Origin of the sequence: Nocardia brasiliensis IFM 10847, from assembly GCF_000710915.1 — a bacterium.
GTDB lineage: Bacteria > Actinomycetota > Actinomycetes > Mycobacteriales > Mycobacteriaceae > Nocardia > Nocardia brasiliensis_A.
In genome coordinates this window covers 1-12,347 of sequence record NZ_BAUA01000018.1, presented here as the reverse complement: position 1 = coordinate 12,347, position 12,347 = coordinate 1, and the positions used below count along the sequence as shown (strand labels likewise).

10 protein-coding genes and 1 pseudogene are annotated in these 12,347 nt (G+C 68.4%); 5 read left to right on the top strand and 6 right to left on the bottom strand.

What is annotated here, in order from left to right; translation table 11 throughout:
* The 4 genes and pseudogenes from NBRGI_RS03975 to NBRGI_RS03960 form a co-directional block, all read left to right on the top strand.
* Window positions 1-203: pseudogene (locus tag NBRGI_RS03975) on the top strand (glutamine synthetase); the annotation flags it as partial.
* 56 nt (window positions 204-259) lie between these two features.
* The gene (asnB, locus tag NBRGI_RS03970; RefSeq protein WP_029892888.1) at window positions 260-2,248 is read left to right on the top strand and encodes an asparagine synthase (glutamine-hydrolyzing); all 1,989 of its coding nucleotides are present in this window, start codon (window positions 260-262) and stop codon (window positions 2,246-2,248) included.
* A 23-nt stretch (window positions 2,249-2,271) separates the two neighbouring features.
* Window positions 2,272-3,669 (top strand): pyridoxal phosphate-dependent decarboxylase family protein, encoded by a 1,398-nt coding sequence (locus NBRGI_RS03965; protein ID WP_051727486.1) that lies wholly within the window; start codon window positions 2,272-2,274, stop codon window positions 3,667-3,669.
* Between the two features lie 115 nt (window positions 3,670-3,784).
* Window positions 3,785-5,164, top strand: coding sequence for a cytochrome P450 (locus NBRGI_RS03960; RefSeq protein WP_029892886.1), 1,380 nt, complete (start codon window positions 3,785-3,787; stop codon window positions 5,162-5,164).
* 48 nt (window positions 5,165-5,212) lie between these two features.
* Here NBRGI_RS03960 and NBRGI_RS03955 read toward each other — a convergent pair whose 3' ends face one another.
* From NBRGI_RS03955 to NBRGI_RS03940, 4 genes are all read right to left on the bottom strand, one after another.
* Entirely contained in the window at window positions 5,213-5,818 is a 606-nt protein-coding gene (locus tag NBRGI_RS03955) for a CPBP family intramembrane glutamic endopeptidase (protein ID WP_029892885.1), read from the bottom strand.
* The gene (locus NBRGI_RS03950) at window positions 5,815-6,711 is read right to left on the bottom strand and encodes an NAD(P)H-binding protein (protein ID WP_029892884.1); all 897 of its coding nucleotides are present in this window, start codon (window positions 6,709-6,711) and stop codon (window positions 5,815-5,817) included. The genes NBRGI_RS03955 and NBRGI_RS03950 overlap by 4 nt, the downstream gene beginning before the upstream one ends.
* A gap of 286 nt (window positions 6,712-6,997) precedes the next feature.
* Window positions 6,998-7,600 (bottom strand): hypothetical protein, encoded by a 603-nt coding sequence (locus tag NBRGI_RS03945; protein WP_029892883.1) that lies wholly within the window; start codon window positions 7,598-7,600, stop codon window positions 6,998-7,000.
* Window positions 7,601-7,661: 61 nt separating this feature from the next.
* Window positions 7,662-8,708: a medium chain dehydrogenase/reductase family protein gene (locus tag NBRGI_RS03940; protein WP_029892882.1), complete on the bottom strand. Its 1,047-nt coding sequence runs from the start codon at window positions 8,706-8,708 to the stop codon at window positions 7,662-7,664.
* A gap of 109 nt (window positions 8,709-8,817) precedes the next feature.
* On the opposite strand from NBRGI_RS03940, the gene NBRGI_RS03935 reads away from it, so the two are divergent.
* On the top strand, window positions 8,818-9,459 hold the full coding sequence (locus NBRGI_RS03935) for a TetR/AcrR family transcriptional regulator (protein ID WP_029892881.1): 642 nt from the start codon (window positions 8,818-8,820) through the stop codon (window positions 9,457-9,459).
* Window positions 9,460-9,678: 219 nt separating this feature from the next.
* Here the strand turns inward: NBRGI_RS03935 and NBRGI_RS03930 are convergent, their stop codons facing one another.
* Both NBRGI_RS03930 and NBRGI_RS48920 read right to left on the bottom strand, forming a co-directional pair.
* A complete protein-coding gene (locus NBRGI_RS03930; protein ID WP_148310680.1) occupies window positions 9,679-10,788 on the bottom strand; it encodes a hypothetical protein in 1,110 nt (369 codons plus the stop codon).
* A 28-nt stretch (window positions 10,789-10,816) separates the two neighbouring features.
* The coding region (locus tag NBRGI_RS48920; protein WP_051727485.1) for a NucA/NucB deoxyribonuclease domain-containing protein at window positions 10,817-12,347 on the bottom strand (1,531 nt) is incomplete at its 5' end.

The following is a 12,347-nucleotide window of genomic DNA, read 5'->3' as shown; positions in this document are numbered from 1 at the left end:
ACTCCTATGTGTCGGCCGAATACCCGCCGCTGCCGACGAATATCTGGGCGGCGGCATCGCTTTTCGGCGAGAGCGAATTCGCCCGGCGGGCGCTCGGCGCGGGGACCGTGCAGAACCTGTGCCAGGTGGCGCGCAGCGAGGCCGCGGCGAGCCAGCGAGAAGTGACCGAATGGGAGCGCGCGCGGTATCTGGACTCGGTGTAAGCGAGGGCGCTCCGACCTTTTCGATCGGCAGGAAGTAGGAGATACCCGTGTGTGGTGTGGTCGGATTCATTGACAGCGGATTACGGAAAGACCAGCGGCTGGACCTGGTGCGACGGGGTATCCGGGCGATCGCGCATCGCGGTCCGGACGAAGTGGGCCTCTACGACAGCGCCGATTTCACCCTCGGCACCGTCCGGCTCTCGGTCATCGACCCCAGGCTCGGTCAGCAGCCCATGGTCACGCCGGACCAGCGGTACATCGCCGGATTCAACGGCGAGGTGTTCAACTATCTCGAACTGCGCAGCGAACTGGAGGGTTACGGCGTTCGCTTCCGGACGAACTCCGATACCGAGGTGCTGCTGCATTCCTTCGCCTACTGGGGCCTCGACGCGCTTTCCCGATTGAACGGCCAATACGGCTTCGTGTTCTACGACAAGTGGGAACGGACCTTGATCCTGGGGCGGGACCGTTTCGGCGAGCGGCCGATGTTCTACACCGAGCAGGACGGCACCTTCTATTTCGCGTCCGAGATAAAGGGACTGTTCGCGTTTCCGCGGGTGCCGCGCGAGCTGGCCGCGGACAAGGTGCGGCGCGCGATGCGGTACTGGAGTCCGGTCCCCGGCGAGACCTGTTTCACCGGCATCGACGCGATCCCGCCCGGGCACATCCTCACCGTCCGGGACGGGCAGGCGGAGCTGTCGAAGTACTACCACGGCATCGCGCGCCAGGACGCCGTCGCGCCGCCGAAGTCCTTCGAGGAGGCGAAAAGCGGGCTGCGGGAGGTGATCCGGGACTCGGTGCGGCTGCGGCTGCGCGGCGACTACCCGCTGGGCACCTACATCAGCGGCGGCATCGACTCGGCCGTCATCTCCTCGGTGATGAGCGAGCTGATCGGGGAGCCGCTCACCACGTTCTCCATCGACGCGGCGGACAGTCCGGTGGACGAGTCGCCGTACCAGCAGGCCATGGTGGACCGGTTGGGCAGCAGGCACACCCGGATACCGGTGTCGCGCGCACAGGTCCGGGAGCGGTTCCCGCACGTCGTGCGGCAGTGCGAGCAACCGTTGCATTTCACCGCGCCGGTGGCCTACGGCGTGATGGCCGAACACGTGGGGCTGGCCGGGGTGCGCATCATCCTCGGCGGCGAGGGCGCCGACGAACTGTTCGCCGGTTACGACGTGGCCAAAGAGGCGACCATCCTCGAACGGTGTTTGCGCGGTGGGTCTTTCGCGGGCGCGGCCGAGGAACTGGAGCTGGCGCTCAATGATATGCGCTACAGCGACGCCACCAATGCCGCCGCGATCCTTCGGTTCTACGCCGACCGCGCGGACCGTGACTTCACCCTCGGCGCGCACCTGCGGCGCTTCGAAACCGAGCCGGTCGATCAGCTGATCACCGCGGCCGGCGACGTCTACGACGACCACGCGGTGCTGCTGCGCCGGTTGCGGACCGAGTTCCCCGACTTCGACCAGCGGCCCGCGATCGACCGATCGATGCTCGTGGACATGCACACTTTCCTGATCGGCTACGGGATGACGTGCCTGGGTGACCGGGCCGGCACAGGTTACGGCGTCGAAGGCCGCTACCCGTTCATGGACTCGCATGTGGTGGAGTACGCGGCGGCGTTGCCGGTCGACTGGAAACTGAACGGCGCGCGGGCGAAACACATTCTGCGCGAAGCCTATTCCGATCGGCTGCCGCACGGCATCGTCAACCGCCCGAAGTTCGGGATGCGACTGCCCGGCGCGGAGGCGCTGCTGCCCGATGGCGACGACTGGGTGGCCGCGGTGCTGAGCCCGGCCTCGATCAAACGGGTCGGATTCCTGGTGCCCGAGGCGGTGGACCGGCTGGTCGACCGGGTGACCGGATCGCAGTCGCCCCGGGTGCCGTATCCGTTCGGCGACGCCTATGTGCACCTGCTCAGCGTGCTGCTGATGGAGGAGTTCCTGATCCACGACTTCCAGGTGCCCGAGGTCGACATCGACCGCATCATGATGCGCGACATCGACGGGGACCACGACCCGGTGGGCACGGCCGCGCGCTGACGCCAGCCAAGAGAGGATCCATCATGTCCCATGTCGACCTGGTCGACGATGTGCGAGAGGTCGGGACGGCGGTCCTGGAAGCCCTTGTCGCGCATGTCGAATCCGTTCGGGCCGGTTCGGGCGAGGTCGTCTCGGCGGCCGATATCGATACGGTGTCCAAGCGGCTCGAGCTGCGCCGGTGGGTGGAGGAAGGGGGCATGACCCTGCCCGAACTGCTCTCCTTCGTCACCACCTACAGCGATATCTCGGCCAGCCATCACCATCCGGGGTACATGGGGCATCAGATCGCGCCCTCGGATACCCCGGGGGTGGTCGCCGACCTGCTGCAAGCGGTGACCAACAACATTCCTCTGGTGTACGAGCTGGCACCGGCCGCCGCGGCGGTGGACCGGTCGGTGTGCCGCTGGATGCTCGACCACGTCGGCTGGGGCGCGACCGGCCTCGGCGCCATCACCAACGGCGGCACGCTGGGCAATCTGACCGCGCTGCTCGCGGCCCGCTCCCATGCCGACGCGACCGCGTGGCAGCGGGGAACGCCGGGCGATCTCGTCATCCTGGCGCCCGCCACGAGTCACTACTCGGTGCGAAAAGCGGCCGCTGTCATGGGGTTAGGGGTGAACGGCGTCTACCCGCTGCGCACCGACGCGCTGGGCCGCATCGATCCGGCGGGTCTGGCGCCGGCGCTGGCCGACGTGCGTGCCCAGGGCCTGCGGCCCGTCGCGGTGGTGGCCAACGGCTGTGCCACCGGGACGGGTCTGTACGACCCGATCGCGGAGGTGGCGCAGTTCTGCGAGGCCAACGGACTGTGGCTGCACATGGACGGCGCGCACGGTGCGGCCGCGCTGCTCTCGCCACGGCTGCGCGGTCTGCTCGCCGGCCTCGAACGCGCGGACTCCACGGTGTGGGACGGGCACAAGATGCTGCGCACCTCGGCCCTGTGCACCGGGGTGCTGTTCCGCGAAAAGCGTTATCTCGACACGATGTTCAAACAAGACGCGAGCTACCTGTACCGGCCCGAAGCCGAAGACGTCGATCCCGGGCAGTACACCTTCGAGACCTCCAAGGCGCCGCTCGGTCTGAAGATCTTGCTCACCCTGGCCTATCGCGGTGAGGCGTCGTTGCGCTCCTACGTCGAGCGGCAGTACGCTCTGGCCACCGAGCTGTGGGAGCTCATTCAGGAACGGCCTGATTTCACCGCGCCGTATCGGCCGCAGAGCAACATCCTCTGCTTCCGCTACGAACCGTGCGGCGACCGGCAGCTCGAGCTGCGGGCGCGGCTGATCCAGGACGGCCGGTTCTACCTGTCGTCCTTCCAGCTGGGCGGTCGCCCGTACCTGCGGGCCTCACTCATGTCCCCGACCACCGACCGGCAGACGCTGCACGAGCTCCTGGAGGTGATCGCGAAGATCGCTGCCGTGTGATGTTCCGCTGTGGGACATGGCATCTCGTGCTCGCGTCTGGCCGAACCGGCTGTGGCCGCCTCCGGGTTGGCGGACACTGTAGAGAGGTCGTTCGAGTACGGGAGGGAGACACGTCATGGGTGAGCAGGGCGCGACCGTGCGGGTCGCGACGGCGCCGCATCGATTGCCGGTGCTGGGGCACCTGCTGTCGCTGCGGCGCGATCCGCTGGGCTTCATGGCGTCGCTGCCCGCGCACGGTGATCTGGTCCGGATCGGTCTGGGCCCGGTCACCGCCGTGGTGGTGTGCGACCCCGACCTGACCCAGCAGATGCTGCGGCAGGACCGCATCTTCGACAAGGGCGGCCCGCAGTTCGACCGCGGCCGCGAACTGGTCGGCCACGGCCTGGCCACCTGTCCGTACGCGATGCACCGGCGGCAGCGGCGGCTGTTGCAGCCCGCCTTCCACGCCGATCGGATCACCGGGTACGCGCCGATGATGACCTATCAGATCACCGAGATGGTCGATTCGTGGCGCGACGGCGAGGTGATCGACGTCAAAGCGCAACTGCACACTCTCGCCGCCAAAGTGACCGCGGCGACGCTGTTCGGGCAGGCGATGCCGGAATCCGATCAGCAGCGGCTGTTGCACGACGTGGAGGTGGTCTTCGCCGGCGTGATCCGGCAGGCGATGATGCCGGAACGGGTGCGCCGCTGGCCGGTGCTGGGCAATCGTGCCTGCCTGCGGGCCGCCGAAGAGGCGCGTGCCATCCTCGGTGAGCTGGTCGCCGCCCGGCGCGCCGAGGGCGTCGACCACGGCGATCTCTGTTCGGCCCTGGTGATGGCCCGGGACAACGACGGCGGGCAGTTGAGCGACGGCGAGATCGTCGATCAGGTGCTCACCTTCTTCTTCGCGGGCACCGACACCACCGCGACGGCGCTGGCGTGGGCGTTGATCCAGCTCGACCGGCATCCGGAGGTCGCGGCCCGGCTGCATGCCGAGGTCGACGCCGTCCTGGCGGGAGCCGCGGCGCGGCACGGGGACCTGCCGCGCCTGCCGTTCACCGGTCAGGTGATCGCCGAAACCCTGCGTTTGCGTCCGCCGGCCTGGTTGTCGACCCGCACGGTGACCGAGGACACCGAGCTCGGCGGTCACCCGCTGCCCGCGGGCAGCACGGTGATCTTCAGCTCGTACCTGATCCAGCACCGGCCCGACCTCTATCCGGACCCCGAGCGGTTCGACCCCGACCGTTTCGATCCGGCCCGGCCCGAGCCGCCGCGCGACGCGCAGTTGGCCTTCGCGGCGGGCGCGCGCAAATGCATCGGGGACCGGTACGCGCTGACCGAGGCCACCCTGGCGCTGGCCACCATCGCCACCCGCTGGCGATTGCGCAGCTTGCGCGGTACCGATATCCGGCCGACGCTCGCCGTGGTGCCCGAACCGCGGCGACTGCGGATGCGCGCGACCGCCCGCACGCCGCGCAGCGCGCGGGCCGAGGAGCCGGGGCAACTGGTCTGAGGGTTCGCCGAACCGTTGCGGCAGTGCTGATTCGCACGGCGCGACGCGTCAGCGGAACAGGCGCGGCAGATACTGCACCATGAGCGTGGACCAGGTGAGGTGGGTGAGCATCGGCGCCTGGATGCCGCCGGTGGCACGGCGTTGCAGACCGAACAGCGTGCCCATGACGACCGAGGCCAGCACCAGGGCCGGATTGCGGGTGGCGGCGGTGGTGCAGGCGTAGACGCCGGTGGCGGCGAGAACGGGATGGCGTCCGGCGACGGAGTAGACGGCACCGCGGAAGAAGATCTCCTCGGCGGCGCCGTTGGCCAGCGTGATCAGCAGTACGCGCGGTGTGGGTCCGCGTTCGGCGTAGCGCAGCACGCCGGTGATCGCTTTGCGCAGGAAGGGAATTCGCCGGGCGACCAATCCACAACCGTAGAAGACGGCGAAGGTGGCCGCACCGAGCGCGATGGGAACGAGCACGGGCGCGGGCCGCTCGCTTTCGGCGGGTGGGCGACCGCCCAGCGTCCAGGTCGCCGCGGTGGCGAGGGTGAGCCGGTAGAACCGCGCGGAATCGGGCTCGGCGGCGAACGAGGCGCCGAGCAGGCCGGTGCCCGCGAGGGCGACGACCGCGACCCGGCGACGGCGCGCGAGCAGATCGGCGGAATTCATGCGGCGCGTGCCGCTTTCGCGCGTTCCCCGAGCGCACGCAGGACGGCGGTGTCGTAGTCGAGCGGGTCGAACGGCACGAGTGTGCGAATGCTGTTGTCCCGCACCACCACCTCGTTGGTCATCGAGTCGACCAGGGCGCGGCCGGTGGCGGTGTCGACATCGGTCACCAGCGACAGCCACAGCGAGGATATCCGCGGCGAGAGCAGCGGCACCGGCACCACCAGCAGGGGGCGGCCTTCGATCTTGGCGACCCGGCGGAGCATGTCGAGATATTCGAGGACGTCGGGGCCGCCGATATCGAAGGTGCGTCCGGCGGTTTCGGGGTTGTCCAAGACCCCGACCAGGTAGCGCACCACGTCGTCGACGGCGATCGGCTGCGTGCGGGTGCGTACCCACCGCGGTGTGACCATTGCGGGCAGGTGCTCGACCAGTTGCCGGGTGATCTCCCAGGAGATGCCGCCGTGTCCGACGATGATTCCCGCGCGCAGCGTGGTCACCGGCACGCCCGCGGCGCCCAGCAGCCCCTCGACCTCGCGGCGGCTGCGCAGATGCGCGGACAGATCGTCGGTGTCGTCGCCGAGGCCGCCGAGATAGATGATCCGGCTCACCCCGGCGTCGGCGGCGGCGCGACCGAAGTTGCGTGCGGCCGCGGCATCGCGGCGTCGGAAGTCGGCTTCGGCCAGCGAGTGGACCAGGTAGTACGCGGCATCGCAGTCGCGCAGCGCCGTGCGCAAGGAATCGGGGTCGGCGACATCGCCGCCGATCGGTGTGCCGCTGCCGCGGTAGGACTCCGGATGCCGGGTCATGGCGCGGACGGAACGTCCGGTCGCCGCCAGTTCGGGGCACAGTCGCTGCCCGACGAAGCCGGTCGATCCGGCGACGAGCACGGTCATGGGCGCATCCTCTCCGTCGCGGTGGGTGGTGCCGGGGTGGTGAGCCGTTCTCCGCCAGGCTACTCGAGGCCGTGGGCAGACTCGCCGACCACAGTCGTTAGGGGGTGCGCCCCCGTCGTTGCAGGTGCGCGTCCGGGGCAGGCCGCGCTGATCGCGCGGGCCTCGTGCCCGTGGACCTGAGCCGGTGGCGTCTGGTGGGTCAGCAATCCGGCCCACAGGCCTGAGGTCGCGCCCGACAACGCCCGCCACCGATCGTATTCGGTAGCGGGCGAGCGGGTTTCGTCGTTCAGCGCAGGCCGAGGCGGCGGTACTCGAGGGCGGTGGCCACCGCGTAACCGCCGCCGCCGGCGATCGCGAGGACGGCGAAGAAGCCCGGCATGCCGACGAAGAGCGCGGCGGTCGAGACCATGGCGAGCCAGGCGCCGAGGCCGTAGTGCAGGACGTTGCGGCGTGCGGCGCCCTCGCCGAGGTAGAGCAGGCCGACAACGAGCCCGGAACCGGCCGGCCACAGGACCGATTGCAGCTCGGGCAGGCCCGCGGTGGCGGTGAGCCCGGTGATGGCCACGAACAGGGCCCCGAAGCCCACCGCCCAGGACAGTCCGAGGAGTTGCCCGGTCAGTACGTCGGGTTTGGCGGCGCCACGCTGGGCGCGTAGCGCGGCACGGGTGGCGCAGACGGTGCCGACCGCGAAGCCCATGCCCAACAGCGCGAGTGGCAGCCATGCGGGCAGTGTCAGCAGTGGATCGGCGCCTCGGGAGAGCGCGGCGGCACCGTGTCCCAGGATGTAGGCGAGTCCGAAACTGACGTAGGTGGACCGATTGTCGACGTCGCCGCTGCGGGCGAGGACGGGCGCGGGGGCGAGCGGGGCGGCGAGTTGTGCGGTGGTCATGACAGGAGCCTCCGAGATGAGAGTCGATGGGGGAACGAGAGCAGTGCGGTGGTCTGCGGCGTCAGCGGTGCGCATCCGGCACGATGACGACTTTGCCTGCGACGGTGTGTGATTCGGCGAGTGCCAGTGCCGCGGCCGCCTCGGACAGCGGGAACTCCGCGGCGATCTGCGGGGTCAGCGCGCCCTCTGCCAGCAGGCGGAACACCTGGGTGAGGTCCTCGCGCAGTTGCCTGCGGAAGATGTCGAGGCGACGCCGGCCCGCCCAGAGGTTGTAGAAGCGCGCGCTCTTGCCGTTGGGCAACAGGTTCCACAGCAGCAGGCGCGGAAACAGCTTCAGCACGGGCAGTTTCGGGTTGCCGTCCGCGTTCTTCGTCGCCGCGGTGCCGTAGGAGACGAGCGTGCCGCCGCGGCGCAGCAGCCGCCACGAATCGACCACGGTGGGACCGCCGACGTGATCGAAGACCGCGTCGACCCCGTCGGGCGCGATCTCCCTGATCCGGCGGTACATGTCCGGATCTCGGTAGTCGACCGGCGTCACGCCCTGCTCGCGCAGCGCGGCATGGTGGCGCGGGGCGGCGGTGCCGATCACGGTGATCCCGGCCTGCCGGGCCAGCTGCACGAGCGTGGAACCGACACCGCCGTTCGCGCCGAGCACGACAATCGTTGCGCCGGTGCGGACCTGGGCCGTCCGGTGCAGCAGTTGCCAAGCTGTCAGGCCGTTGACGACCACTGTTTCCGCAGCGGCCGGGGTCACCCCGTCCGGCACCGGGACCAGATCCGCGGCGTCCAGTACGAGGGCGCTCGACCAGGCGCCGACCTTGGTGACGGCGGCGAAACGGCCACCGATCAATCCGGTGTCGACGCCCGGACCGGTCGCGGTGACCGTGCCGACCACGTCGTAGCCCGGCACGAAGGGGAACGGCGGTTGGTCGAAGTACTTGCCGCGGCGCATCTGCTGTTCGGCGAACGAGACGCCGGTCGCCTCCATGCCCAGGACTACCTGACCGGCGGCGGGCGTCGGCAGGTCGCGGCTGGTGACCTGCAGGCCATCGGGCTCGACCCTGTCCGGCAGGACGATCGCCGTGATGGTGGCGGTGCTGTTGTTCATTGGTGTGTCCGATCCGGTCCGGTTGAGATAACAGGCGTAAGGCTACGGGTGTTAGGCGATGTTGCGCAAGGGCTAACGGCCGTAAGTTTTGCTCTGTAAGGTTTCAGTCATGAACGAGAACGACAGTGCGCCGCACACCCGCGTGCGCAACCCGCGGGGCGAGGGCGCGCGGTTGCGGGACGAGATCGTGGCGGCGGCCGTCGCGCTGCTCGACGAAATGGGCGACGACAGGGCACTGACCCTGCGGTCGGTGGCGCGGCGGGCCGGGATCGCGGCGCCCTCGATCTATCGACACTTTCCGCACCGATCGGCGATCGTGCCCGCGGTCGTGCACGATGCCTTCGCGCAGTTGGACGCGCAATTGCGAGCGGCCGTGTGGGCCGCTGGGGACTCGCCCCGGGATCGTTTGGCCGCAGTGTGTTTCGGCTACCTGGAGTTCGCCCATGCGCGTCCGGGGCGCTACCGCACCATGTTCGGCGGCGGCTGGGTGCCCGACCGCGACGACGGCTCTGTCTCCGAGGACGAAATGTCAGTCCTGGGGCAGTCGAGCCTGCGACTGCTCGCGGCCGCCCTCGCCGATTGTGTTGCCGCGGGCCAGGGCCGGAGCGCGGACCCGGCCGTGGACGCGGTGGCGCTCTGGCTCGCGTTGCACGGCCTCGCGCATCAGCGCGCGGTCGCGCCGTCCTTCCCATGGCCCGCGGAGATCGTCGACCGCCTCGTCAGCCCCCTCGCGCACCTGACCACTCCGTGAGTGTGGGCCATGCCTTGGCCTGCCTGCCGGGTCTGTGGTTCGACGGGTGCGGCCCCTCGGACGACGCCACCCCTCCTCGACGCGCTACTCCCGAACGACGCCCCGATCACTCATCGGCGCTGCCTTGGCCAGTGTGTGGATGTGGAATGGCGTTGTCCCCTGGAATTCGGGCCCTTGCCATCCAGTCTGCGAGAGCACCCCTAGCGGTCAAGATTTTGGCTAGTCCTGGTCGCGTAGCTGGACACCGCCGGCGCCAGGAGTGCTGAGGAACTCGGTGCGCAGACGGTCGAGGAGTTCGGGGTAGTCCGGCCCGAATGTGAATGCGGCGCAGCGCACGGCTTCGAATGCGGTGCGGAGCGGTTCGAGTTCTCCGGCAGCGTATGCGTAGGTCTTCGCTGCTTGCTGCTGGGCGATGACATCGAAGTATCCCGGCAAACCCGGGACTACGGTCAGTTCGATATCAGGGTTTGTCATCAGACGATGATCGATCAGCGAGGCATTGTCGAAGTCTGCTGGCGGGGCTGTGCCGTGCTCGAGCGCGTCGAGCGCGGCACGGAAGTCGGCGTGGCGGGAAAGTCCTGCTCGATCGAACGCAGCTCGGGCGCACCACCGGGCGAGCGCCCGCTGCCTGTCGATGGACAGCTCGGCAATCTCGTCGACCAGGTCTCGATCGAGATCGGCCACGCTGGAGGCGGTCATTCGCAGGTCGCGGTCGGCTGCTATCGGCCCGGTTGGCGGTCGCCCACCCCATGTGCCGCGCAACGCGAATACGGCTTGGGCTTCGGGGCTGTCCATCTCGGCGGTGGTCACGCGTCCGTTCGCGTTGTAAACCCGGACTCGCTCATAGTCCAGTTCCGGGATACGTTTGCCAGCGGCCGCCTCGGATTGCCTGGGATGCACGATATCGATGTGACCGACAGGCTCGGATGACGGGGTGAGCTGGATCAGGTAGGTCTCGCTGGGTTCGGTGACGTCGAGGTCGTGGTTGAGGTCGCGTCCGCGGGCATGGACACGGATGCGGTAGCGTCCGGGCGGGACGGGGGTGAATTGTTCGGCGACGTGTCCGTCGAGGCTGATCACCAGCAGTTCCTCGGCGGACTCGATCACTGTTTCCTCGACGGTGTCCCAGTCGGCGAGCTCGACGCCGTTTTCGGCGGTGGTGTCGAGGGTGAGAGTGACTGGGCCGTAGGCGATCCCGGCTTGCACGGCGATGAACCCGGGGCCGGTCCAGATCAGGTCGGATTCGGCGGTGATATCGGTGGGGTCGGTCGCGGTGGCGGTGAGCAGGAACTGGTGGTGATCGACACCCACCACACCGGTTAGTGCCATCGTCGGCTGAACCTTTCTTTCCGCTTGGTCAGGAGCCTTTGACGTAGAAACGATCACCGTCCAGAACTCGGTTCTTGGCATAGAACCACGACAGAATCCCGCCGCCACGCCTGTTTTCTCCGCTGGACAGCATGCACATGCTGAACCCAGTGGAATCGTAGTGGCCAACCGGGAGCGGTACTCGACTTACCCAGGTCGGCATCGTGGTCTCGCACGGAGTGCCCAGATAGGTCCGCGCCGGGCCGCCGCTTGCACCACCTTGGTTGGTGGAGGCGAAGGGGTATTCGTCGCAGTCGTTACCGGCGGGGCGGGGTCGGGGGACGCGGTTGCAGGAAATGTTGCGGTTGTTCTGGATGAGAGTGTCGTCGGTGGTGCGGGTCATCGGGGTGGCGCCGGGTTTGCCGGGTAGTCCGCTGGCCTGGGCGTAGCCGACGTGTCGGGCCAGCGCACCGACGTTGCGGGTGGTGTAGTCCAGAATGGGTTCGGCGCCGGGCACGATGCAGCCGCTGGTGTTGCGGGTGCCGGCGGCTTGGTCGCAGCGCACGCTCGGGGCGACAGCGGCTTTGGTGGTGACCGGGGTGGCTTCGGGGTGGGTGAAGGTGAATTCGGCGAACCCGGTGGTGCGTGAGATCGCTCCCGCGGCGACGGTGGCGGTGAGGGTGTAGTCGCGGCTGTAGGTGGACTCGCTTACAGGCCGTGGTGGTTCGGAGTTGTTGAACGTGTGCGTGCAGGAGGTGTCGGAGCTGCAGTACACCGACATCGCGTACTGAGCGGCGGTGGCTTTGTCTTTGGCTTCGACGACATGCAAGACGGTGCGGGCTTTCCAAGTGGTGGAGTTCCAGGTGGTTTGGAGCTGGTTCTCCTGCACTACCGACAGTGTGCCGATGATGATTTCGGGTTGTTTGCGATCGGCCATCCCGATCACTCCGTCACGCCACATGCACTGATAGGAGCGATCCCCAGCCCACTGTCGGCGGGGCAGGTCCTTGCAATAAGGCTTGTCGAGTTTACTGGTCCAGGCTGGGGCCAGCGCGCGTGGCTGCGGTGCTGTGGTGTCGTCGGGGCGGCACCACACATACGGAGACTGGCCTTGTCCCGAATCGGGGACTAGTTGCGAGCACAATGGCAACTCGTCCAAGTCGATTGCGCCAGAACCCTGTTCAGGTGCTCCGGTCCTGGGCGCGGCCGGTTGCGGCGCGTCGGTGTAGCCGGGGCCGCTCACCTTGACCCGGTCGTCGTCACCGCAACCGGGGCAGTTGGCGTCATCGATGTAGTCCTCCTGCCAGTCGATGTCGTCGCCGGTCGCGGTGGTCGGCCAGCCGATCGTGCCGTATTGGAAATCCTGATCGAAAGCCTGCCCGCGCCTGCGTTGATCGGAGACCGGATACCCGTACGGGCCCTGCTCGAAGTTCGTCAACTGCCACTTGGTCAGAATGCCGCCCGAAACCGGGTGTGCTCCCGTCGACGGTGACCAATAGACCACGCCCTTCTCGAAGCGGTTGAACCTGCCCTGACCGTCTGCGGTCTTGGTTTCATCACTGACCGGGTAGCCGAGATAG

Bases quoted from the DNA above. Each gene is read 5' to 3' on its own strand.
- NBRGI_RS03935 (WP_029892881.1), top strand. From the start codon at position 8,818: ATGAACGAGAACGACAGTGCGCCGCACACCCGCGTGCGCAACCCGCGG.
- NBRGI_RS03960 (WP_029892886.1), top strand. From the start codon at position 3,785: ATGGGTGAGCAGGGCGCGACCGTGCGGGTCGCGACGGCGCCGCATCGA.
- NBRGI_RS03930 (WP_148310680.1), bottom strand. From the start codon at position 10,788: ATGGCACTAACCGGTGTGGTGGGTGTCGATCACCACCAGTTCCTGCTC.
- NBRGI_RS03950 (WP_029892884.1), bottom strand. From the start codon at position 6,711: ATGACCGTGCTCGTCGCCGGATCGACCGGCTTCGTCGGGCAGCGACTG.
- NBRGI_RS03965 (WP_051727486.1), top strand. From the start codon at position 2,272: ATGTCCCATGTCGACCTGGTCGACGATGTGCGAGAGGTCGGGACGGCG.
- NBRGI_RS03945 (WP_029892883.1), bottom strand. From the start codon at position 7,600: ATGACCACCGCACAACTCGCCGCCCCGCTCGCCCCCGCGCCCGTCCTC.
- NBRGI_RS03940 (WP_029892882.1), bottom strand. From the start codon at position 8,708: ATGAACAACAGCACCGCCACCATCACGGCGATCGTCCTGCCGGACAGG.
- NBRGI_RS03955 (WP_029892885.1), bottom strand. From the start codon at position 5,818: ATGAATTCCGCCGATCTGCTCGCGCGCCGTCGCCGGGTCGCGGTCGTC.